This window comes from Frateuria aurantia DSM 6220 (assembly GCF_000242255.2).
GTDB lineage: Bacteria > Pseudomonadota > Gammaproteobacteria > Xanthomonadales > Rhodanobacteraceae > Frateuria > Frateuria aurantia.
The window spans coordinates 3,311,654-3,333,683 of sequence record NC_017033.1; the positions used below are offsets into that span (position 1 = coordinate 3,311,654).

The following is a 22,030-nucleotide window of genomic DNA, read 5'->3' on the forward strand; positions in this document are numbered from 1 at the left end:
CTCGTCGCGTGAAATACGCGTCAAGGAATTACGTTCACACTCTAACGTGATTCGAACGGGAAGGCGACAAAATGCTGCACCCGAATGTGCAACAGATTCTGACGATCTGAAAGATCCGTTTGCCCGGGCAGTTTCGCAGAAAAAACGGCCGGCCGCATCCGCGACCATGATCTGAAACGATGAAGTAACTCTCGAAACAACAAGGCATTGTAAAAATCGCCGCCAAAATAATGCGACATATTGACTCATGCTGGGGCGCCACCCACGCAGCCCTCACGCCCCCTGACGACATCATACTTCTGCCGCCAAGTCATCATAGGAGTGACGCCCATTACCCGCCAAAACAATTGATTGCATCGAATGGTCTTGACCGATTTGACGCAGAGTCAGGCTGCCGCATGTCCGTATGTCGCATACGACGAAAAAACCCGTATTTATCTCGATCTAAATTTTCTCTTGCAGGCTCAGAACAGAGGCGTAGGATGCCCGCCATCGCGGCAAAGTGTCCCGCTGCCGCCCCTGCCAAACATCAGGACCGACCTCAATGGATGACCAACGTAGCGCGCCTTCGCCAACCCCGGACAGCATCGATGCACGCGGCATGGCTCGCCGCAATTTGCTGCGCAACTCGGGTGCAGCAGTCGCTGGTCTTGCGCTTGCCGCCAGCGGCGTTCAGGCGCAATCCCGGGTGCCTGCCGCGCCGACTGCCGCCGATCCCAAGCGACTGGATACCTTCTATCGCCTGTCCCGACTGCTGACGGGGCACGAAGATCTCGACCTCACCGTCGGTGAACATCTGTACGGCGCCATGCTCAAGCTCAATCCCGCCTTCGCCAGTCAGGTAGAGGAGTTGAGCCAGTACGCCAGCAGTCACAAGCTCGATACGGTGGAAGCGCTGGAGGCCGCCCTCAAGGGCCAGCCCCTGCATGCTCCGCTGATGGCCATCATCAGCGCCTGGTACAGCGGCGTCGTGGAGCCGGGCACCAGCGCCACCGTCTATGCCTATGAGCGCGCACTGATGTATCAGATGTCACGCGACGGCATGGTCATTCCGACCTATGCCCACAACGGCCCCAACTATTGGGTGGCCGAACCGCCACCGCTGGACCGACTGCCGGTGTTCTGAACACTGACCTGTCACCGCGCGCATATCGATATCAGGGTCAAGCCCGCCCGGAAGCCCCGTCTACCGCGCAGCGGCCAATGAATCAACTACCGGAGAGCAAGTCCTTGCCACTGGATCAGCCAAGCCAGATGCGTCCCATCCAGCACCGCATCGCCACTTTTGTCGCCATCGCCCTCAGCACCTGCAGCATGGCCGCAGCATCATCCGCCTTTGCCCAGGAAAAGACGCCGATCTCGGCACCTCCGGCACAGGCCATCAAGCAGGACCCCATCGAGCGCGGCAAGTACCTCGCGATCGCGGCGGACTGCGCCGCCTGTCATACCGTCCCGGGCAGTACCCAGCTGTTTGCCGGCGGTTATGCCATCGACTCGCCGATGGGCAAGATCTACTCGTCCAACATCACCCCTTCCAAACAGTACGGCATCGGCAACTACACAGAAGCCCAGTTTGCCGCCGCAGTGCGTGACGGTGTGAATGCCAAGGGCGAGCATCTGTATCCGGCGATGCCTTACCCCTCGTATGCCGCACTGACCGATGACGACATCTCGGCGCTCTACGCCTATTTCATGAACGGCGTGAAGCCGGTCGAGGCACCTGCGCCCGAGACCAGGCTGCCGTTCCCGTTCAATATCCGTGCCTCGATGCTGGGCTGGAATCTGCTGAATCTCAGCAGCAAGCGCTTCACCCCCGATCCGTCCAAGCCGGCGGACTGGAATCGCGGCAAGTATCTGGTCGACGACCTGGCCCACTGCAGCGAATGCCATACCCCTCGCAATGCGCTGATGGCACTGCAGGGCGGTTCGGCTCTGTACAGCGGCAGCCAGCTGGGCAGCTGGCACGCGCCCAACATCACCAGCGACAAAGTCAGCGGTATCGGCGGCTGGAGCGACCAGGAACTGGCCACCTATCTGAAGACCGGCCATCTCGATGGCAAGGCCCAGGCGGCCGGACCGATGGCCGAAGCCATCACCAACAGCCTGCAGCATCTGACCGACGGCGATATCCACGACATCATCGTCTATCTGCGCAGCCTGCCCGCGGTCGCAACCCCGGGCCAGACCAGCCCCTCGTATGCGCAAGGTCAGCCATCGGATGCCGAGGCCGATACCATGGGCACCCCGATCCTGGTCGACAATGTCGCCCATATGTCGGGTGAAGAGCTGTATCTCAACACCTGTGCCAGCTGTCACCAGGCCGACGGCAAGGGTACCGCGGATGGTTTTTATCCGTCCCTGGTGCACAACACCGCGGTGGGTGGCAGCTCGCCGGACAATCTGATCGCCACCATCCTGTTCGGTGTCGAGCGCGATGCCGGCGGCAAGCATACCCTGATGCCCGGCTTCGGCCCCGGCTCGGAAGTCCAGGAACTCAGCGATACCGAAGTCGCCACCCTCGCCAACTATGTGCTCAAGCAGTATGGCAATGCCTCGCTCACGGTCACAGCCGCTGACGTGGCCACCGTGCGTCAGGGCGGTCCCACGCCGCTGATCGCCAAGGTCGCCGCGCCCGGCGCCTGGGCCGGCATCGTCGTCGCCATCATCGTGGTGCTGCTGCTGATCGGGCTGATTGCCCGTCGCAAGCGCAGCCACTGACCCATCCGGACTACCAGGCAACCATTCGGCGGTCGGTCGCCACCGGCCACCGCCACACTGTTTAGCAAGAGGTATTTATGGCAAACGAATTATCCGCTGACGTGGTCGTGGTCGGCTCCGGCATCTGCGGCTCCTTTGTCGCCTATGAACTGGCCAAGGCCGGACTGTCGGTACTGATCCTTGAAGCCGGTCCGCGCCGCGAGCGTACCCAGACCGTGCAGAATTTCCGCAACCTGCCTCCCGGCAACAAGGCTGTGTCGGACTACGACTCGCTGTATCCGACTGTTCCCTGGGCCCTGCATTCGGTCTATGCACCACCCAACGGCTACCCCCAGGTTTCCGGACCGGATGCCCATGCCTACCAGCAGAACATTCTGCGCGGCGTCGGCGGCACCACCTGGCACTGGGCGGCTTCCAGCTGGCGCTTCCTGCCCAACGACATGCAGCTGAAGTCGAAATTCGGTGTTGGTCGCGACTGGGCTGTCACCTATGACGAACTGGAAGACTACTACTACCACGCGGAAGTCGAGATGGGCGTCAATGGCCCCAACGACACCACGCTGAAGTATGTCGCTCCCCGCAAAAAGCCCTTCCCGATGGAGCCGATGCCCTATGGCCCGGCCGACCGCAAGTTCACCGAGGTGGTGGCCAAGGCCGGTTACGAGAACACTCCGGTGCCGCAGGGCCGCAACAGCCGCCCTTACGATGGTCGTCCGCAGTGCTGCGGCAACAACAACTGCATGCCGATCTGCCCGATCGGTGCGATGTATCACGGCTATTACCACACGGTGAAAGCCGAGAAGCTGGGTGCGCGCATCATCGAGAACGCGGTGGTCTACAAGATCGACACCAATGCGGCCAACGACATCACGGCCATGCATTACTACGATCCGAACAAGGTTTCCCACAAGGTGACCGCCAAGACCTTCGTGATCGCCGGCAACGGCATCGAGACGCCGAAGCTGCTGCTGCTGGCCGCCAATGATCGCAATCCCAACGGCATTGCCAACAGCTCCGACCAGGTCGGTCGCAACATGATGGACCATCCGGGCATCCTGATGAGCTTCCAGGCGGCCGAACCGATCTGGACCGGCGGCGGCTCGGTGCAGATGAGCTCGATCACCAATTTCCGCGACGGCGACTTCCGCAGTGACCATGCCGCGATCCAGATCGGCATGAACAACACCGCGCAGAACCTGAAGGCCGGCGTGGCCGCGCTGAAGATGGGTCTGGTCGGCAAGGCGCTGGACATGGAAATCCGTCGTCGCGCCGCCTGCGGCATGGACATCTATGTCAACCATGACGTGCTGCCGAACCCGGACAACCGTCTGCGCCTCAGCACCGACCACAAGGACGGCCTGGGCATCCCCTACCCGCATATCACTTATGACGTGGGTGAATACGTCCGCAAGGCCGCCGTGACCTCGCGCCAGCATCTGCAGAAGATCGCCAGCCTGTTCGGTGCCACCGAAATCGACATGACCCCGTATTTCAACCCGAACAACCACATCATGGGCGGGACGATCATGGGACATGACCCGAAGGACTCGGTGGTCGACAAGTGGATGCGCACCCATGACCACAAGAACCTGTTCCTGGCCACCGGTGGCGCCATGGCCTCGGCCGGTACCGTCAATGGCACCCTGAGCATGGTGGCCTTGTCACTGCGCGCCGCCGAACAGATCAAGCGCGATCTGCAGCACGGCTGATCGCCCAGCGCTGACGAAACCGCGGGCGCCTCTGTGATCCAGGGGCGCCTTTTTCATGGGTGGACCAGTCTGACACGCATCTCGGACTGGCCAAGCCTGCGGGATTAAACATAAACTGCCGAAAACCCTGCGGCGGCGGCCTCATGCATCCGGACAAAGTCATTCGCGAGCGTGTCTTCAAGCTGACCGACCTGCCCAATATCGGCAAGGCCGGTGCCGCTGATCTGCTCAGGCTGGGTATCCGGACGCCGAAGGATCTGATCGACCGCTGTCCGCTGCAAATGTATCGGGAGCTCTGTCTGGTATCCGGCCAGCGCCATGATCCCTGCGTACTCGACGTTTTCATGTCGGTCACCGGTTTCATGCAGGGCGATCGACCGCAACCCTGGTGGAACTATACGGCCGCACGCAAGCAATGGCTTGCCGACGAGCCGGCCTGACGGTCGGCCGTTTCCATCCCGCCGCCCCCCTGCAGCAGCGGGCCTCAAAGACCTCCTGCATAGACCTGAAGACCTTCGACCAGAGCATCGAACGTCGCCCGGCAGCGAGGGCTCTCGCGCAGATCCTCATGCATCGTCACCCAGGTCTCCAGCTGCAGCTCGACCTGCTGCGGCAGAACCCGTCGCAACCGCGGATCCGGTTCCGCCAGCCCCAGCTGGCAGACACCGATGCCGCCCCCCGCACGCAGCAAGGCCAGTTGCGCCAGATCACTGTCGCTGCGCCAGGCCAGGGCATCGCGGTTCCAGCCCGGCAGCAGGTCTCTGGCCGCTCGCAGGAAGGGACTGTCCTGGTCGAAACCGATCAAGGCATGCCCTGCCAGGTCTTCCCGGCATGACGGCATGCCGGCGGCAGCCAGGTAATCGACATGAGCATACAAGCCCAGAGTCACCGCACCGATGCGGCGAGCCAGCAATTGCTCCTGTCGTGGCGCAGTCATCCGTACCGCAATATCCACCTCCTGCTGCAGCAGGTTCTGCAGCTGGTTGCTGGCGACCACTTCGACGGCCAGCCCGGGATGACGGCGCCGCAAGCGCACCAGGATCGGCGGCAGCACTTCCACGGCCACCACTTCGCTGGCCGACAGCCGTACCGTACCTGCCACCTTGCCGGCGGCAGCTCCCGCCGTTCGTTGCATGGCCGCCGCCAGGCTCTGCATCGCTTCGGCCTGCCGCTGCAAGGCGCGTGCTGTCTCGTTCGGCAACAGTCCGGTCTGCGAACGGGTAAACAAGGGTTGCCCCAGTGCCGACTCCAGTGCCGCCACATGACGTCCCGCCGTGGGCTGGGTGATGCCCAGCGATCTGGCCGCCGCCGACAGCGAGCCGGTCTGCAAGACGGCAAGCAAGGTCCGGTACCACTCCCATCCAATTGACTTGTCCATACACAAATGTATAGCCGATCACTGATCCTGGGCAATTTTCATGCATTGTCAGGTACCCCAGACTTCGATCTGTCTCAACACCGGATCCATTTCATGCCCGCTCAAACTGCAACAGCCGGCCGCGCCCTGGTTCTGGGTGCCCGCGGCGGCATCGGATCGGAAATCGTGTGGCAACTGCGGCAAGCCGGTTGGCAGGTGCGCGCGCTGTGCCGCTCGCCAGCGATGCCAGGCACCGATGCATCGGACATCGACTGGCGACAAGGCGATGCCCTGCGGCCGGATGACGTGATGAAGGCCGCCATCGACTGCACGCTGATCGTGCATGCGGTCAACCCGCCGGCGTATCGACGCTGGCAGCGACAGGTGCTGCCGATGATCGACCACAGCATCGCCGCGGCCCGTGCCAGCGGCGCCACCATCCTGTTGCCCGGTACCGTCTACAACTTCGGGCCGGAGAGCTTTCCCCTGCTTGCCGAACAGACTCCGCAGCATCCGCACACGCCCTTCGGCGCCATCCGGGAAGCCCTGGAGCGTCGCCTGCAGGCCGCCGCCGACGACGGGGTCCGCAGTATCATCCTGCGTTGCGGTGACTTCTTTGGCCCGCAGGCCGGCAACAACTGGTTCTCGCAAGGCCTGATCAAGCCTGGCAAGCCGGTCCGTACCATCCTGACGCCCGGAGCGCCCGGCATCGGTCACAGCTGGGCCTATCTGCCCGACGTGGCCGCCACCATGATGGCACTGCTGCGTATCAGGGCCGAACTGCCCGCCTTTGCACGCTTCCATATGGCCGGGCACTGGGACCCGGATGGCCGGCGCATGACCGAAAGCATCCGCCACATCGCCATGCAATATGGTCCGGCACCCCATATCCGTCGTTTTCCATGGCCACTGCTGGGACTGCTTGCGCCCTTCAACGAAACCCTGCGCAATACACGACGCATGCGCTACCTGTGGCGCCAGCCATTGCAACTGGACAACCGTCTGCTGCGTCAGACCCTGGGTCAGGAACCTCACACCCCATGGGATATCGCCGTGGAAGCCAGCTTGCGTGGTCAGGGCTGCCTGCCGCCGGAACAGCGCGGCTGATCCGGCTGGCCGGAGACTGGCGAGCCATGCCCGCCGCAGGCAGGCAGCACGTGCCGCCGCTCCTGCAGGGAACCTCGAAAAACCTCACCAGGCATCATTGAATCAATGAGTTGCATAAATTCAGAAGTGATAACTCGGGGTTGACAGAGGTTCCCTGCGGCACTCGACGGCGAGCCGATGTCAAGCTTATGAACCGCCGAATCATCCGGGGGCGCCCTTGTGCAAGTGCGACACAATGACCACACTGTCGACTTCGGATTCTCGACATGAAGTGCAGCATGGTGTTCTGGGCCAAAAACCGGTGGATCGCGATGGCGGCGCATTGGGCGCTGTGGATCGCGATCGTCTCGCCAGTGGTTTCCCAGACTCTGGCCACGCCTCATCTGCCCTTTGAATGCGGTTCGGCCACGGCTCTTGGCACACTCGACCACGCCTCGGACATGCCCGGCATGACGATGGCCTGGCCCGATGCAGGCCATCATGCGAACGACGGCCTGACGCCGGGTGATGTCTGCGGTTATTGCTCGCTGTTCGCGCATTTCCCGTTCGCGCTGGCTTTTGCCGCCACGCTGGCGACCTTGCCGCCGCTACCCCATCCCCTGCGGCCGGAACCTTCCTCGCAGCCCACCGCCTGGCGGGCCGATTTCGCCTTCGAATCACGCGGGCCACCACCCCACCTGTCCTGATACGAGCAGATGGCCGGCGGATCGCCACGCGATCCGCTGCGGCCTGTTCCGGATATCTGACAGGAAATCACCATGTCCAAGCTTCAATCGGGCCACTGCGCCTTCCCTCGGGAGGCGCAGTGGCCGACGCTGCGCCTCGCTCTCAGTCACGCCATGGCATGGGGTCTGGCCGGCCAGGTGGCCACCGCCGCCGCTGCCGAAACCTTGACCAAACCCGATGCCAGAACCATTCCGGCGCTGCCGGCCGTGGTGGTCACCGCCGCCTTCCAGGCCTCGCCACTGGTCGTGGTCCTGGATCCCAAGGCCCCGGTGCAACCTATCCCCGCCAGCGATGGCGCCGACCTGCTGAAGACCGTGCCGGGCTTTGATGTCATGCGCAAAGGCGGCAGCAACGGCGATCCGGTTTTCCGTGGCATGGCCGGCTCGCGGCTGGTTATCGTGATGGACGGCAGCCTGGTGACCGGCGGATGCCCCTCGCGGATGGATCCGCCGACCGCCTATATTTCACCGGCGCTGTATGACAAGGTCACCATCATCAAGGGCCCCGAGACCGTGCTTTACGGCCCGGTCGGATCAGCCGGTACGGTGCTGTTCGAGCGGGCCATGCCGGACTACCGCCAACCGACCGCGTCCGTGGTGGCCAGCACGACGGCAGGTTCCTGGGGACGCAATGACCAGACCGTCAGTTTCAAGGGCGGTACCCCCTTGGTCTATGTCGACGTGGATGCCAACCGGACCCAGTCCGGAGATTACCGTGACGGACGAGGCGCCCGCGTGCACTCCAGCTACCGGCGCTGGAACGCCAATGCGGCCATCGGCTGGACGCCGGACCGCGATACCTTGCTGGAGCTTTCGGCCGGGACCGGCAACGGCCAGGCCGCCTACGCCTTCAGCGGCATGGACGGGGTGCAGTTCCTGCGCCAGAGCCAGGCCCTGCGTTTCGAAAAACGTCACCTCAGCGAACATTGGAGCAAGCTGGAAGCACGGATCTATCACAATCACATCGACCATGTGATGGACAACTACACCCTGCGCCATCCCGATCCGCACGGCATGATGCCGATGGCGATGGCCAGTGACCTAGGCGCCGATACCAACGGCGGACGTCTGGCCGCCAGCTTCGACTGGGCTGACGACTTGAGTCTGGTCACCGGGCTGGATGCCACCTCCAGCAGGCATGACGCCCGCAACGGCGGTCCCGAGGGCAGCATGATGGGGTACTACAAGTCCCTGCCGAGGGTCCGTGATGCGCGCATGAATGACATCGGCGGCTTCGTCGAAGGCCGTTGGCAGATATCTCCGAAGGATCGCCTGAATGCCGGTGTGCGCCTCGACCTGCAAAGCGCCCGCGGCTACGGCATGGCTCTCCCCCCGGCGGGAGGCATGTCCATGGGCAGCATGACTGTCAGCGGCATATCGTCAGGCATGATGAGCTCCCAAGTCGCGACAACGGTGTCCCGCGACCGTCGCGCCCGACTGCCCAGCGGCTTCGTACGCTATGAGCACGAGCCGTCCAGGTCTCAGACGCTGTATGTCGGCTTCGGTCATTCCGAGCGCTTTCCGGACTACTGGGAGCTGTTCGGGCAGCATGTGGGCACCACCACCGCCAGCTTCGGCAGCCTGCGTCCCGAACGCACCACCCAGCTGGATGCCGGCTGGCAGTTGCAGCGAGGCCCCTGGCGGGCCTGGGTCTCGGCCTATGCGGGGCGCATCAGCGACTTCATCCTGATCCACTACGGCCGCTCCAGCGGCTACGCCGACAATGTCACGGCCAGCATTGCCGGTGGCGAGGCCGGGGCCGAATATGGTTTCGCGCCCCACTGGAAGGCCTCGGCCACCCTGGCCTATGCCTGGGGCGAAGATGAAACCGAGCACCGTCCGCTGCCCCAGATGACACCTCTGGAGAGTCGCCTGGGGCTGGAATGGAATGATGGCCGCTGGTCGGCTGGCGGACTGGTCCGGCTGGTGGCCCGTCAGGATCGGGTCGCCATCGGCGAAGGCAATATCGTCGGTCAGGATCTGGGGCGTACTGGTGGCTTCACCGTATTCTCGCTGCATGGCGGCTGGCGGATCAGCAAGACCTGGAATCTCACCGCCGGCATCGACAACCTGTTCAACAAGACCTATGCCGAACATATCAGTCCATCGGTGGTCGAGGAGCAAGGCTTCACCATGAGTACGCGGGTCAACGAACCGGGCCGCATCGAATGGCTGAAAGCCACCATGACGCTCTGATTTCATCCCCGCACCTCCGAAGCCGAGCAACGCCCCGGCTCCGGAGATCGGCAGAAAGCAAAGCAGGCACAAAAAACCCCGCCGCAGCGGGGTTTGGTGCGGTTTTCAGGTCTTCGTGAGACGACATGAAACCTTGATTTGGTGGTATAGGTGGCATCGAATATTCGACATAACTAACTGATATAACTAGCAGTGATTCATTGCTGTTTTGAAATATACCCCCAAAAATACCCCCAGACTCACTGCGCTTGTATGAGACAGTATGAGACGGTTTGAGACGACTCGCCCCGTTTCGCTGCCTTCACCTGCGAGGCAATACGCCACGGACAGGACGCCAGCTCGCTCTCATCCTGGATACCACGATGCAGGTCAGCACCGCTCCCCATCACGGCAGGACCTCATCCACTCAGGTCCATCACATGCCCCTGCTCATTGACCCCGACCGCCAGCAGCACCGGCATGGCTCGGTCTGGTCCCTCCCTATCTCCCGCGGTACAGACAAAGCCAAAAAACTCAGACATACCCTTTTTGGCGTGTTCCATGTGTTCCATGTGTTCCAACGGCTGGGAACCCGCACGGTTGAGCCATTTGAAGCACTGCTTTGACGGAACACTGTAAGTGTTCCACTGTGTTCCAGGTGTTCCAATATCGCTAATGCTGGCGCTTTCTCGTGACTCATGTCACACAATGGCGGCAAGGGGATAGCATCGATGGTGCGCAAGGCGCGCCAGCCCTGCGACTCGGAAATCCCGTCGCGCAGGCAATACCAGTTGTTCGTCTGGCGGACCGGTCCGGCTCGCGGATGGGTTCAGCGTGGCTCCATAGAAGACGCTGTGACGTCACTGTGACAGGCGAGTGACGCGGGCTTTCAGTCGGACTGCTGCCCCGGCGATGCTTGATATTCATTCGCATCGCGGGTCCTCCCGAGGCCCCCCATGGGGTCTTACGGGTGCGAAACACCGCGATCCTTCACTACATACCGGCATTTTTCGGCATGTCCGTGTCCGCTTCCGGTTTGGTGCTTTCTGCGTCTCGATGCCCGGCGATGATTGCCATACGTATCTGAAATGTAAGGTCTTTATCGGTGATGATCGAGGCCAGAGAACTTGCGGACGAGGCAAAAAAAAGCGGACATGGCCCCATGAGCACGGCACCCCGGCACTTGATGCCGGGGTGCCATTCAGAATGGCACCCTTTGATGCGGCGCGGGTGGTGGCAGTCAAAGATCGCTGCCGGGGTCGCGTTTGAAACGCGACCCTTGTCTTGCTGGTGGTGATCTATAGAAGACGGGCGCGGCAAGGCCGGCGAAGGGTTCGATTTGAAATCGCTCCCTTTGGTGCCAGGGCGGCCGGTCGCTCACTGGCTCGATTCGAAATCGATGCAGTGCCAGGAATCTATCGGTCTACGGCGGCGACACTGCCGGCTTGCTCAGCGATGGCGGTTGCCCGTTGGGCGGAGCCTGTCCGGCGGCCGCGCCGGCGCTATGTTGCTCCCCGCTGGGGGTATGGGGGGTGTCAAACCTGACCGCCTTCCATCCTGGCACCGGTCACGCCCCCGTTTTTTCATACCCGCGAAATAAAAAAATGGGTGTTTGGCCACTGCGAACCAGTGGCGTGTATTGCGTGTGACCTGGGCGTGACCCAGCAGCAGGGGCGTGACACCGCTGTGACCGCGCGTGACTGGCTGGGTTGTTCGTGACGGCACGGAAATGGTCCCAGGGCGACCGGCTTGCGCGCGTGCGCGTACTGGTCCAGAAACTCCGCATGTGCTGGTGATCGCCGGGCCCGCCGCCTGCGGCGCTAATTCGCCGGGCACCTCTGGCCGAGCCTGTGGGCTGTCCTGCAGCGATAGGCATGCACTGCCGTGGCTCAGATGCCGCGCAGGCCCTGGCGGGCGTTCTGCTGTGCGATCAGTTTACGGAAAGACCCGCCGATTTGAGCTTGCAGGCGTATCGATCGGCAGAGGCTGGGCGGATGTGTTGCGGGGAGTGTGCTGGCAATCTTGGTCTTAGGGAGTTGCCGGTAGTGGCGCCCTGGTCGCCGGCTCTCTGACTTCTGCCTTGTTCGACTAACCTAAGAAGGTCGTCATGACTGCCCCAAACTTTGCCGGGAGCTTAGTCTGTAAGGCCCTTGATGTAGCAGAAGAAGCCTTAGGCATGGCTTTGTACAGCTCTCCCAAGCCGTAAAACTTGAAAACAGACAAATTTTTGTCTTAAAGTGACCGATCAGGCCATGAGCCACTGTTTGGTGAGAAAAAATATGCTTCACTCCTATGCCTTCAAAAACTTTCTTTCGTTCAAAGAACGAACTGAGGTTTCCTTTGCGTTGACAAAGAAGGCAAGCTCCCAGGGGTGGGACGTGCCATCTCCAGCTGGTCAGCGCCTAGCCACAGCCGTCGCTGTGATTGGTGCCAATGGTGCTGGCAAGACATCGCTCCTCAAGCCTGTGGCGTTTCTGAGTTGGTTTGTCCAAAACTCATTCCTACAGAACAGCCCGAATGGGCTGATACCAATAAAACCACACTTCTCTACACCTCACGACCCCATTGAGTTCGAAATTGTGGCTGATGACCTTGATGGCACGCTTTGGCGTTACGAACTAACGGCAACGCGTGAACGTGTGTTAAGTGAGTCTGTTCACAGACGCCAAAAAAAGAAAGGAGCGAAATACTCCTATGTATTTGAGCGTCATTGGGACGACTTCACGAAACAATACGTCATTAAACAAGAAGGCTTCGGATTTGATCCTGCTCAGGCAAAGATGGTGCGCCCGAATGCCTCCTTGATTTCAACAGCTGCACAGTATGGCGTGCCGGTCGCGCAATACTTGGCGAGTCTAAATGTTGAAGGAAATATCAGGGATATAGGCCGCATTGATCCGAGTATCGACTTCGCTGGCGCATCAATATTCTTTCATGAAAATGAAGACTTGAAAGAGCGGATGGAGACACTGCTGAATGACTTTGATCTTGGTCTATCCGGCGTAGAGATTCGAAAGCAGGAAGTCAACGTGCCACCAGACGTGAAAACGGCCGAAGGCTCTAGACTACAAACACAATATCAAGTATTTGGTGTGCACACATTGCCTGACGGATCTCGCCACGAGATTCATATGCTAGAGGAGTCCAGTGGTACGCGGACCGCATTCACACAACTTTGGCATTTTTTGAATGTGTTGGCACACGGCGGCGTTGTAGTGATTGACGAATTGGAAAGCGACATGCATCCGCACATGATTGAGCCCCTATTGGATCTTTTCGCTAGCCCACATACCAATCCGCGAAACGCTCAGATAATCTTTACTAGCCATTCGGTTGAGGTGCTGGGTTTGCTTGGCAAGTCACAGGTCTATCTTGTAGAGAAGAATGACTGTGAGAGTGAGGCCTGGAGGCTTGATACGATGAGTGGTGTGCGTGTCCAAGATAATCTTTACGCGAAATATATGAGCGGTGCTTATGGGGCGGTGCCGCAGTTATGAATATGCCTCACCCTGTTAATAGGCGTGCGGTTAAAGAAACCTTGCTCATCGTATGTGAGGGCGATGCTGAGACTGCTTTCGTTCGCTATGTAAAGCGCACGTATCAAGATGTGCTGGGGCGTGCCGTGCAGGATGTCAACGCCAAAGGCAAAGGTGGTAAGCATGTTCTTGATTTCGGATTGAACCGCGCTAAGTACAATCGTGCGCCAGACAAGTTGATACTTTTGCTGGATACCGATACTGACTGGGATGATGCTCAGCGCCTCCGGGCGCAAAGGGCCCGCGTCAACAGACGATCGGTCGATGTGGTTGAGGGGCATCCGTGCCTGGAAGCTTGGCTACTACACATCCTTGGTTCCGAGGTCGAGGGAGATACCCAGTACCAGAAACGGACATTCAAGGACTGCACAGGTGTTGAGGCCCATGAGGCGACATGGATGAATAGACTTCTCAGCCGGGACGTTCTGAATGGGGCTAGAGCGCGGGTGCCGCAATTGAGCGAGTTGATGAACCACATGGGGATAAGGGCAGCATAACGAGCCAGTACTCGCGCACGCACGCGTGATGGACTGACATATCGGCACCAGTGCCCCGGTAACTGCCTCGGGGCAACGCCCTGGACGTCACCCGAGGCATCACCGTGGCAACAGGTCGAAATGCCCGCAAATCCTTGCTGTGACTGGATTCAGAGGCTTCCCTCGCGCGCGCGTTACGGGGTGACATATCACGGCCAAGCCCCAAAACCTACCTGCCGATCAGGCTCAAAACGCCCCACGGATCTGCTGCCCAAGTGACTGCCAGGCACCGATGCACGCATGACTCTGCGGGCAGTGGCGGACCGCTGCTGCTGGCTTGGGTGAGTGCCCCGGCCCGGCTCACTGCATCAATTCCACGTCGAGCCAGTGACCTGACCAATAGCGGGATATTCCGTAATTGCTTATTCCGTACTGTCTCACATCGTCTCATGCTGTTTCGTTACGCGGTATCATGAGCGCACCGCGCCTAGGCTGATCCCCGAACGTCTGGACACCCTGCCAGGCTGGCGCGGTACCTTTTCAGGGCGCGGCATAGGGTGCGCGATGAATCACCACAGATCAGTAGCTACAGAGGCGGTTGCAATGACTGCTTCAGGTCTGACCGATGTTGATCCCTATGCAAGTAAGGACGGCTACCCCTACGGCGTCAGCATTTGGGCGGAAGACATGGGGATGACGAGTGATGAGCTCGTTGCGTGGCTAGGGATGTCAAAAGATGAGTTTTTATCTGCAATTCGAGTTGAGAGAAGGCTAGATCCTGACACCGGGGCACCCATTCCTAGCAGGCTGGCTTCCGCTACAGAAACCTCGAAAGCGTTTGTCTTACTGCTGCAGAGGGTGCATGCCGAAATTACCAAGAATGGCTTCCCCTCGCTGAAAGACGCTCGTCGGGTGGCTCGGGCCGCATCCAAAGCCATCGAGAGTATTGAGATGCTGACAGATGCTGTGACGAGGCGAATGACGAACGGCGCATCTTCTGCCCCGCCAACAGGAGACGCTACGCCGAAGCCCGTGTCTAGTGAGGCTGTCCGTGTGAGTGGCGAGTGCGAACAACCACCAGGCGGTGAGCATGCCCCAGTTGCTGCCGAGGCCGATACCCAAGATCTGACACCGCTACCCGATAAGTTGCGCATCGCCATCGAGGCACACCAAGCCATTGTCGCGGACCCATCGCTTGTGGAAGGCCGCAGCCCGAAAAAAGCCATCATGGCCTGGGTCGGAAATAATTACCCCTTGCTCAGCGGCAATGCCAAGGAATTGATCGCGCAGATTGCCAACCCGCAACCTGCCGGCGGCTCCCCGCCGACGCCGGTAAGGAAACCTATCCCCCCTCGCTGAATATAGGTGGGATAAGTTTTGAAACCTATGGTGGGCATGGTTTTTTGAACCTCACCCAGGTGACTCAAGGCGCGATCTGACAATACTTCTGCATCCAACGCCGCCGCTCTTGGCGGTGAAGGATGACTCATGATGTCTCAGAACGTATTGCCGCAAACTCCCGCCGCCCGACTGATCCGCATCGCGGAGGTCGAGCGCACCACTGGCCTCAAGCGGCCCACCATCTACCGGCACATGGCCGCCGGCACCTTTCCCGCCAGCATCAAGCTGAGCCCGTCTTGCACGGCCTGGTCCGAAGCCGAGGTTCAGGCTTGGATCGCCCAGCGCATCGCCGCATCGAGGGAGGCCGCCTGATGGATGGCCTGTCGATAGCAAGCACGTCGATCCGGGTGGACAAGACTGGCCGCTACTGCCTCAATGATCTGCACCAAGCTGCCGGGGCCGATCCCGGCAAGCGTCCTGGTGAGTGGCTTCGCAACGAGCAGACAAAGGCTCTGATCGCGGAGCTTACCGATGCGGGAAATCCCGCATCGCCTGTTTCAACGACCCGCGGCGGCACCGGGCAAGGCAGTTATGCCGTCAAAGAGCTGGTGATCGCCTACGCCATGTGGATCAGCCCAAGCTTTCACATCCGTGTGATCCGGGCCTATGAGGCTTTCACCACGATGCAGGCGGACTGGCGTCGGCAGCGCCACGTCACCGCCAGCAGCCACAAGATCCTGGCGGCGATGCTGCAGACGGTGCGTGCTGCCCAGGGCAAGGAAACCGAGCCGCACCACTACATGATCGAGGCAAAGCTCATCAATTGGGTGGTGACGGGCAAGTTTGCGGGGCGCGACCGTGACCAGATGACGATGGCCGAGCTGGACCTGGTGGGCCAGCTGGAAAACCTCAATACCATGCTGCTGGGGCACGGCATCCCCTACGAGGATCGCAAGCAGCGGTTGATGGATCTGGCCGTCAGCCATCGCGCACTGCCGGCGGCGGCTGGCCAGACAGGCGGCATGCACCTGGTGCCGAAGATCCAGCGGAAGCCGCACACGAAAAAGGCTCACCCGAAGGCAAGCCCCATCGCATCAATCTCGCACGTTGATGATACCAGCACCGAAGCCCAGCGGCACCGACTGCTGTGGGCGTTGCGTCTCGGTCCGGTCAGCACCATGCAGGCCCGCCAGCTGCTCAACATCATGATGCCGGCAGCGCGGATCAAGGAACTGCGCGAAGCCGGCCACCTGATCGACACCCGCCGGCAGACCATGACCGACGAACGGGGCCACAAGCACCCCGGCGTGGCCATCTACACCCTGCGCATCGCCGCCAACACGCCCGAAGCGGCGTAACTCCCCCAGTCTCTACCGTGCCCAGCGGCCATGGATTTTCCGGGCCGGACGGGAGCGGCTTGCCTGAAATCAGGAATCAGCCATGCAAAATCGCTTGACCATCGCATGCATCAGCGCGCACCATTTCCACGTCCCGGCACAATCCGGGGCCGGGTTTGGCGACCCGATTCGACCGAAGGCGCAACGCGCCAACCTGGCGCTTTTTTGTTGCGTCATGCCCAGCTTATGGCGGGGTGCAATGGGAGACCTTCGGGTCTGCCGGGTTTCCTTTGGTCTCCGGTTCGCCAACCTGTTGCATTCCGCCGCCCTTGGTTTGGCGACCATGTGCGGCGGTTCCATTGACCGAAGGAACCTCACCATGGCACATCATGCCCAGGGTGCGTCTGCACGCACCTGCACTATCTCCCACAAGTCTCGTTTTTCCTTCCGGTCGTCTGGCTGGCTGCATGTCAGCAGCATGGATCTGGATATCTTCGGCGCGTTCGTCGCCGGCGTTGTGCTGTCCACCTGCGCCTTTATGGCGGTGGAGGTGCTGCGATGAGCAAGCAAACACGACCCATGCTCGGTGACTTCTACCGCGGGACCGAGACTCTGGCCAGCGATCCGGCCGAATTTCTCTTTCGTCGTGTCGCCCAGGCTGAGGCATTGGCGCATCTGCTGCATGGCGAGCCGGGCGAGGCCTTCCGCGCCAAGCGTGATGAAATTCAGGATGACGTGTGCTGGCTGCTGGCGGATCTGCTGGGCGACTGCCGGCTGGCGCTGGACGCGGTGACGGTACGGGCCAAGACGGCCAATATCGTGCCGGTGCGCCGGGAGGTGCGGGCATGACTGCCATCACCGCCCACGGCCTTGAGCCCCTACATGCGCCGACCTATCAAGGCCTGTTCGATGTGTTCACCCACCTGTGGACCCGCTGCGACGAGGCATCTGCACGCGCAGGGCGCAACGCCAAAAACTGCACCTGGCCGGCGGAGGCACGGCGCGAGTTCGACATTCTTTGCACGATCACCGAGGCCCGAAGCATCCACGGGAGAATGCAGCACCTGCTTGCGGAGGCAGCCGAGGCCTTTACGGATGAGCGGAACCGGCTCCGCGTATCGCTGGGGCAGGCCGTGGCGGAAAACGTCCAGCTGCGTCGGGAGCTGGCCGAGTGCCAGCAGCAGCTCGATAGGCACCGCCAGCACGCCGGCGAGATCGGGGCCGGCCATGCTGGGGAGGTGCCGGCATGAGCCGCTATACCGGCAACCTGTTGAGCGACACGCTGGCCGCGATGCGCTTGCATGGAATCTGCCCGACCGAGCCCAGCCGGCTTCGCCTTGATGGCGTGCTGTGCCGGTTCCACGATGAAGGCGACCGGCGCGACAAGCGTAATGGCTGGGCCATCGTCTATGCCGATGCGGAGCGTCCCGTGGTGGTGTTCGGCAGCTGGCGCAAAGGCGAGCAGCATACGGCTGTGCTGGGCGATGCTTCGCGGGCCATGACGGCCGCCGAGAGGGAGCGGCAGCGGCTGGCCATCGAGCAGGCCCAGGCGGCGCGGGACGCTGAGTCGAGACACCGCCAGCGGCGGGCGGCAGTCCATGCGCGTGATGAGTGGCTGGCGGCGCGTCCGGCCAGTCCGCTGCATCCCTATCTGCAACGCAAAGGCGTGACGGCGGACGGGCTCCGCGAGTCGGCCGGCAAGCTGCTGGTGCCCATGCACGATGCCGGCGGCCAGTTGGTCAACCTGCAACGCATCCGCAGCGACGGGGAAAAGCGGTTCCTGTCAGGCGGTGCGGTGAAGGGCTGCCATTGTCTGATCGGGACAGTCGGGCCGGCGCTGCTGGTGGCGGAAGGTGTGGCCACGGCCAAGACGCTGCACGCCGAGACCGGCTTGCCCGTCGCCATCGCTTTCAGTGCCGGCAACCTGCTGGCGGTGACGAAGATCATGCGCCGGCGATACCCGCAGGCAGCGATCACCATCTGTGCGGACAACGATGCCAAGCCGGATGGCAGTAACCCAGGCCTTGAGGCCGCGGAGCTGGCGGCACGCGCCACCGGTGCCCGCGTAGCTGTGCCACCCATTCCCGGCGACTTCAACGACTACGCCACCACCTGCGCCGCGCAAGGCGGCACGCCCGAAGCTATCGAGGTGAAACCGAATGAACCTGCCTTCAAGTAACGTGAGCCCCGCCGCTCAGCCCCTGCCACCGGTCGCCTTGGTGGTGAACAATGCCGCCAGCCCAGCCGGCCCGCGTTTCGAGGTGGTGGAGTCCAGCAAGGCTCGCCAGCCCGGCGTCTATTTTCAGGACGATAGCAGCGACCGCCCGGCGGTCTGGATCTGCGCCCCGCTGTATATCGAAGCCGAGACCCGGAACGCGGACGGCGGCGAATGGGGCCGGCTGTTGAGCTTCAAGGACCGCGATGGCAAAGAGCATCGCTGGGCCATGCCGTGCGCCATGCTGGCCACCGATGGGGCCGAGCTGCGGGCCGAGCTGCTCGGGCAAGGACTGGTGATCGCCAATGCGCCCTCGGCCCGCAAGCTGCTGATGGACTATATCCAGCAAGCCAACCCTGCCCAGCGCGCCCGCAGCGTCAGCCGCACCGGCTGGCATGGCGACGTGTTCGCACTGCCTGACCGCACCATTGGCCCCACGGCCGCAGAGGCGGTGATATTCCAGACCTACGCCCCAGGCACGGCTCAGCTGTCCACCGGCGGCACGATGCAGAGCTGGCGTGATGAGGTCGCCGCCCGTTGTGCGGGTCATAGCCGCCTGGTGCTGGCGCTGTCGGTGGCCTTTTCCGGGATCTGTCAGGAGCTGGCGGGCATGGATGGCGGCGGCGTGCATCTGCGCGGTTCCAGCAGCACCGGCAAGACGACCGCGGTGCTGGTGGCATCGTCCGTTTATGGCCCGCCGGCCTACATGCGGACATGGCGGCAGACCGATAACGCCCTGGAAGGAGTGGCCACCTTGCACAACGATCTGCTGCTGCCGCTGGATGAGCTGGGCCAGTTGGAGCCGAAGGACGCCGGCAAGGTCGCCTATATGCTGGCCAATGGTCAGGGCAAGGGCCGGTCTGACCGCAGCGGCCGGGCGCGTGCCGTGGCGACATGGCGAACCGCGTTCCTGTCCTCGGGCGAGGTCAGCCTGGGCGACCTGGTGGCCGAGTCTGGCGGACGCCGGCGGGCGGGCCATGATGTGCGGGTGATCGATGTGGCGGCCGATGCCGGCAAGGGGCATGGCATGTTTGAGGCACTCCCGGTCGGCGTATCGGCAAGCGGGCTGGCCGAGCAGCTGAAACAGTCCGCCGCGGCGCACTACGGTTTCCCGCTGCTGGCTTTTCTTGAGCAGGTGACGGCAGACCGCCGGGCCGCCCGTCAGCGAATCGATATCAGCATGGCGGCACTGCTGGCGGAGGCGGTACCGGAAGATGCTGGCGGACAGGTGCGCCGCGTCGCCCGTCGCTTTGCACTGATCGCGGCAGCCGGAGAGCTGGCCACCCACTACGGCATCACGGGCTGGGCCCAAGGTGAAGCGCACCGGGCCGCGGTGACATGCTTCCGGCAGTGGCTGGCGGATCGCGGCGGGCCGGCGGATGCCGAGCGGGCGGCGCTGCTGTCCCAGGTGCGGGCATTCTTTGAAGCGCATGGTGATAGCCGCTTTGAGCCGGAGGACCACGACAACGAACGATGGCCGGTGCCGAACCGTGCCGGGTTCCGTCGCAAGGTGGCTGCGTCACAGCCCGGCAGTGAGGAAATCCGCCAGCAGTACTTGGTCATGCCCGAGGCCTTCAAGGAGCTGGTGCGCGGCTTCAACCCGAAGGCGGCGGCGCAGATGCTGATCGCGGCCGGCTGGCTGTTGCCTGGGATTGATGGCAAGGCTTCGCAGTCGATCCGCGTGCGAGGCATGGGCCGAAGTCGGCTCTATGTGATTGATGAAACGTTGGTTTTCTCTGCTGACGACTGATCGGCTAGCACAACGAAACCCGCTGACTGGAACACCTGGAACACATGTCACCTAGACGTGTGTTCCATTTTTTTTGGGGCGCAAATGGCTCAACCGTGCGGGTTCCCAGCCATTGGAACACTTGGAACACATGGAACACGCCAAAAAGGGTATGTCTGGAAAAATACCGGCATGCACCGATCAGAATCAGACCGGTAGGACCATACCAATCCAGGCGATCAGCCGGACTTACTCCTGAAGGCAATCACCGATCCGCCGGCCTTGAGGCTGTCCAGGTAATCCGCCCAGGCCTGCATCATCCGCTGGCGTTCGGGCAGGTACTGCGCCCGGTTGTATGCCGCCCTCACCTTGTTACGTTCGGCGTGAGCCAGCTGGCGCTCGATCACATCCGGCGACCAACCCAGCTCGTTGAGCCGGGTACTGGCCATGGCCCGGAAGCCATGTCCGGTCATGGTGTCCTTGTCGTAGCCCAGACGGCGCAGAGCAGCATTGACGGTGTTCTCCGACATGGGCCGCGATGCACTGCGCTCCCCCGGAAACAGGAAGCCATCGGGGCCGGTCAGCGGCAGCAGATCCCGCAGGATCGCCAGTGCCTGGTCAGGCAGTGGCACCAGGTGTTCGTCGCGCATCTTCATCTTCTCGGCAGGGATGCGCCACAGGCTTTGATCCAGATCGAACTCAGCCCACTCGGCATGCCGCAGCTCACCCGGCCGGACAAACAGCATGGGAGCCAGGCGCAAGGCACAGATCACCGGAAAGGTGCCCGAGTACCCGTCTATGGCCCGTAGCAGCTCTCCCACCCTCAGTGGATCAGTGATCGCAGCCCTTGACGTGGGGTTGAGCGGCGCCAGAGCCCCGCGAAGATCCGCAGACGGGTCGCGCTTGGCACGGCCCGTGGCAATGGCATACCGAAATACCTGACCGCACCGCTGTTTTGTCCGGTGGGCCGTGGTGTGAGCCCCGCGGGCCTCGATGCGGCGCAGGACCGCCAGCAGTTCCGGAGCCTCGATATCAGAGATGGGACGCCGACCCAACCATGGATAGACCAGATCCCCCAGCATCCACACCGCCTTGTTATATGTCGCCGGTGCCATCCTTGCCTTGTGCTGGGCCAGCCACTCCTCGGCCACCGCCTGGAATGTATTGGCCGTGGCGAGGACTGCCGTCACCTTGGTTGTGCGCCGGATAGCAGATGGGTCGCCACCCTCACCGATCACCCGGCGAGCTTCATCACGGCGCTTTCGGGCTTCCGCCAGGCTGACCTCGGGATATACCCCCAGCGCCAGCAGCTTCTCCTTGCCAGCCACTCGATACTTGAGACGCCAGTAACGCCCCTTCGTGGTGATGTGCAGGAACATCCCGCCGCCATCGAAGTGCTTGCCCGGCTCGGCGGCCTTGATTGCCAATGCCGTCAGCTTCCCTGTTTCGCCTGCCATCTGTAGACCGCTCCGCGCCTAGCGCTGCATCCCGCCTGGGGGTATCTCTACCCCCAAAAGCAGGGGGTATCGCCATGTACCCCCAAAGATACCCCCGCGTTTTATGCGCTTCAATGAGACGGCATGAGACGGTATGCAACACCTACAG

19 protein-coding genes are annotated in these 22,030 nt (G+C 62.0%); 17 read left to right on the top strand and 2 right to left on the bottom strand.

The window, feature by feature from the left end; genetic code table 11:
• Window positions 1–544 precede the first annotated feature (544 nt).
• The 4 genes from FRAAU_RS15045 (at window position 545) to FRAAU_RS15060 (ending at window position 4,867) form a co-directional block, all read left to right on the top strand.
• Window positions 545–1,126, top strand: coding sequence for a sorbitol dehydrogenase family protein (locus tag FRAAU_RS15045; RefSeq protein WP_014404376.1), 582 nt, complete (start codon window positions 545–547; stop codon window positions 1,124–1,126).
• Between the two features lie 77 nt (window positions 1,127–1,203).
• The gene (locus FRAAU_RS15050; RefSeq protein WP_245546407.1) at window positions 1,204–2,718 is read left to right on the top strand and encodes a c-type cytochrome; all 1,515 of its coding nucleotides are present in this window, start codon (window positions 1,204–1,206) and stop codon (window positions 2,716–2,718) included.
• Window positions 2,719–2,795: 77 nt separating this feature from the next.
• Entirely contained in the window at window positions 2,796–4,427 is a 1,632-nt protein-coding gene (locus tag FRAAU_RS15055; RefSeq protein WP_014404378.1) for a GMC family oxidoreductase, read from the top strand.
• A gap of 143 nt (window positions 4,428–4,570) precedes the next feature.
• The gene (locus FRAAU_RS15060) at window positions 4,571–4,867 is read left to right on the top strand and encodes a helix-hairpin-helix domain-containing protein (protein ID WP_014404379.1); all 297 of its coding nucleotides are present in this window, start codon (window positions 4,571–4,573) and stop codon (window positions 4,865–4,867) included.
• Between the two features lie 44 nt (window positions 4,868–4,911).
• On the opposite strand, the gene FRAAU_RS15065 is transcribed toward FRAAU_RS15060, so the two are convergent.
• Window positions 4,912–5,805: a LysR family transcriptional regulator gene (locus tag FRAAU_RS15065; protein WP_014404380.1), complete on the bottom strand. Its 894-nt coding sequence runs from the start codon at window positions 5,803–5,805 to the stop codon at window positions 4,912–4,914.
• 93 nt (window positions 5,806–5,898) lie between these two features.
• On the opposite strand from FRAAU_RS15065, the gene FRAAU_RS15070 reads away from it, so the two are divergent.
• The 13 genes from FRAAU_RS15070 (at window position 5,899) to FRAAU_RS15130 (ending at window position 20,446) form a co-directional block, all read left to right on the top strand.
• Window positions 5,899–6,891 (top strand): NAD-dependent epimerase/dehydratase family protein, encoded by a 993-nt coding sequence (locus FRAAU_RS15070; RefSeq protein ID WP_014404381.1) that lies wholly within the window; start codon window positions 5,899–5,901, stop codon window positions 6,889–6,891.
• 266 nt (window positions 6,892–7,157) lie between these two features.
• On the top strand, window positions 7,158–7,577 hold the full coding sequence (locus tag FRAAU_RS15075; protein ID WP_014404382.1) for a DUF2946 family protein: 420 nt from the start codon (window positions 7,158–7,160) through the stop codon (window positions 7,575–7,577).
• A 72-nt stretch (window positions 7,578–7,649) separates the two neighbouring features.
• A complete protein-coding gene (locus tag FRAAU_RS15080) occupies window positions 7,650–9,812 on the top strand; it encodes a TonB-dependent copper receptor (RefSeq protein WP_014404383.1) in 2,163 nt (720 codons plus the stop codon).
• 419 nt (window positions 9,813–10,231) lie between these two features.
• Window positions 10,232–10,417 carry a hypothetical protein gene (locus tag FRAAU_RS17320; RefSeq protein ID WP_156803435.1) on the top strand — a complete coding sequence of 62 codons (186 nt, stop codon included), beginning with the start codon at window positions 10,232–10,234 and terminating at the stop codon, window positions 10,415–10,417.
• A gap of 1,626 nt (window positions 10,418–12,043) precedes the next feature.
• Window positions 12,044–13,288: an AAA family ATPase gene (locus tag FRAAU_RS15085; protein ID WP_217176233.1), complete on the top strand. Its 1,245-nt coding sequence runs from the start codon at window positions 12,044–12,046 to the stop codon at window positions 13,286–13,288.
• Window positions 13,285–13,824: an RloB domain-containing protein gene (locus tag FRAAU_RS15090; RefSeq protein ID WP_156803436.1), complete on the top strand. Its 540-nt coding sequence runs from the start codon at window positions 13,285–13,287 to the stop codon at window positions 13,822–13,824. Before FRAAU_RS15085 ends, FRAAU_RS15090 begins: the two co-directional genes overlap by 4 nt.
• Window positions 13,825–14,406: 582 nt before the next feature.
• On the top strand, window positions 14,407–15,162 hold the full coding sequence (locus FRAAU_RS15095; RefSeq protein WP_014404387.1) for a hypothetical protein: 756 nt from the start codon (window positions 14,407–14,409) through the stop codon (window positions 15,160–15,162).
• A gap of 122 nt (window positions 15,163–15,284) precedes the next feature.
• Window positions 15,285–16,502, top strand: a complete 1,218-nt coding sequence (locus FRAAU_RS16675; protein ID WP_425598078.1) for a KilA-N domain-containing protein — start codon at window positions 15,285–15,287, stop codon at window positions 16,500–16,502.
• A gap of 82 nt (window positions 16,503–16,584) precedes the next feature.
• The gene (locus FRAAU_RS15110) at window positions 16,585–17,043 is read left to right on the top strand and encodes a hypothetical protein (protein ID WP_041270628.1); all 459 of its coding nucleotides are present in this window, start codon (window positions 16,585–16,587) and stop codon (window positions 17,041–17,043) included.
• Window positions 17,040–17,330, top strand: coding sequence for a hypothetical protein (locus tag FRAAU_RS15115; protein WP_014404391.1), 291 nt, complete (start codon window positions 17,040–17,042; stop codon window positions 17,328–17,330). The genes FRAAU_RS15110 and FRAAU_RS15115 overlap by 4 nt, the downstream gene beginning before the upstream one ends.
• Window positions 17,327–17,731, top strand: a complete 405-nt coding sequence (locus tag FRAAU_RS15120) for a hypothetical protein (protein WP_014404392.1) — start codon at window positions 17,327–17,329, stop codon at window positions 17,729–17,731. Before FRAAU_RS15115 ends, FRAAU_RS15120 begins: the two co-directional genes overlap by 4 nt.
• Window positions 17,728–18,660, top strand: a complete 933-nt coding sequence (locus tag FRAAU_RS15125; protein WP_014404393.1) for a toprim domain-containing protein — start codon at window positions 17,728–17,730, stop codon at window positions 18,658–18,660. Before FRAAU_RS15120 ends, FRAAU_RS15125 begins: the two co-directional genes overlap by 4 nt.
• A gap of 1 nt (window position 18,661) precedes the next feature.
• Complete coding sequence (locus tag FRAAU_RS15130; RefSeq protein ID WP_052317930.1) at window positions 18,662–20,446, top strand: DUF927 domain-containing protein; 1,785 nt, start codon at window positions 18,662–18,664, stop codon at window positions 20,444–20,446.
• A 218-nt stretch (window positions 20,447–20,664) separates the two neighbouring features.
• Here the strand turns inward: FRAAU_RS15130 and FRAAU_RS15135 are convergent, their stop codons facing one another.
• Window positions 20,665–21,882, bottom strand: a complete 1,218-nt coding sequence (locus FRAAU_RS15135) for a tyrosine-type recombinase/integrase (RefSeq protein ID WP_014404395.1) — start codon at window positions 21,880–21,882, stop codon at window positions 20,665–20,667.
• Window positions 21,883–22,030 lie beyond the last annotated feature (148 nt).

What these genes read in the sequence shown, in the direction of transcription:
- FRAAU_RS15045 (WP_014404376.1), top strand. Translation starts at nt 545, where the DNA reads ATGGATGACCAACGTAGCGCGCCTTCGCCAACCCCGGACAGCATCGAT.
- FRAAU_RS15050 (WP_245546407.1), top strand. Translation starts at nt 1,204, where the DNA reads ATGAATCAACTACCGGAGAGCAAGTCCTTGCCACTGGATCAGCCAAGC.
- FRAAU_RS15055 (WP_014404378.1), top strand. Translation starts at nt 2,796, where the DNA reads ATGGCAAACGAATTATCCGCTGACGTGGTCGTGGTCGGCTCCGGCATC.
- FRAAU_RS15060 (WP_014404379.1), top strand. Translation starts at nt 4,571, where the DNA reads ATGCATCCGGACAAAGTCATTCGCGAGCGTGTCTTCAAGCTGACCGAC.
- FRAAU_RS15065 (WP_014404380.1), bottom strand. Translation starts at nt 5,805, where the DNA reads ATGGACAAGTCAATTGGATGGGAGTGGTACCGGACCTTGCTTGCCGTC.
- FRAAU_RS15070 (WP_014404381.1), top strand. Translation starts at nt 5,899, where the DNA reads ATGCCCGCTCAAACTGCAACAGCCGGCCGCGCCCTGGTTCTGGGTGCC.
- FRAAU_RS15075 (WP_014404382.1), top strand. Translation starts at nt 7,158, where the DNA reads ATGAAGTGCAGCATGGTGTTCTGGGCCAAAAACCGGTGGATCGCGATG.
- FRAAU_RS15080 (WP_014404383.1), top strand. Translation starts at nt 7,650, where the DNA reads ATGTCCAAGCTTCAATCGGGCCACTGCGCCTTCCCTCGGGAGGCGCAG.
- FRAAU_RS17320 (WP_156803435.1), top strand. Translation starts at nt 10,232, where the DNA reads ATGCCCCTGCTCATTGACCCCGACCGCCAGCAGCACCGGCATGGCTCG.
- FRAAU_RS15085 (WP_217176233.1), top strand. Translation starts at nt 12,044, where the DNA reads ATGAGCCACTGTTTGGTGAGAAAAAATATGCTTCACTCCTATGCCTTC.
- FRAAU_RS15090 (WP_156803436.1), top strand. Translation starts at nt 13,285, where the DNA reads ATGAATATGCCTCACCCTGTTAATAGGCGTGCGGTTAAAGAAACCTTG.
- FRAAU_RS15095 (WP_014404387.1), top strand. Translation starts at nt 14,407, where the DNA reads ATGACTGCTTCAGGTCTGACCGATGTTGATCCCTATGCAAGTAAGGAC.
- FRAAU_RS16675 (WP_425598078.1), top strand. Translation starts at nt 15,285, where the DNA reads ATGACTCATGATGTCTCAGAACGTATTGCCGCAAACTCCCGCCGCCCG.
- FRAAU_RS15110 (WP_041270628.1), top strand. Translation starts at nt 16,585, where the DNA reads ATGCAAAATCGCTTGACCATCGCATGCATCAGCGCGCACCATTTCCAC.
- FRAAU_RS15115 (WP_014404391.1), top strand. Translation starts at nt 17,040, where the DNA reads ATGAGCAAGCAAACACGACCCATGCTCGGTGACTTCTACCGCGGGACC.
- FRAAU_RS15120 (WP_014404392.1), top strand. Translation starts at nt 17,327, where the DNA reads ATGACTGCCATCACCGCCCACGGCCTTGAGCCCCTACATGCGCCGACC.
- FRAAU_RS15125 (WP_014404393.1), top strand. Translation starts at nt 17,728, where the DNA reads ATGAGCCGCTATACCGGCAACCTGTTGAGCGACACGCTGGCCGCGATG.
- FRAAU_RS15135 (WP_014404395.1), bottom strand. Translation starts at nt 21,882, where the DNA reads ATGGCAGGCGAAACAGGGAAGCTGACGGCATTGGCAATCAAGGCCGCC.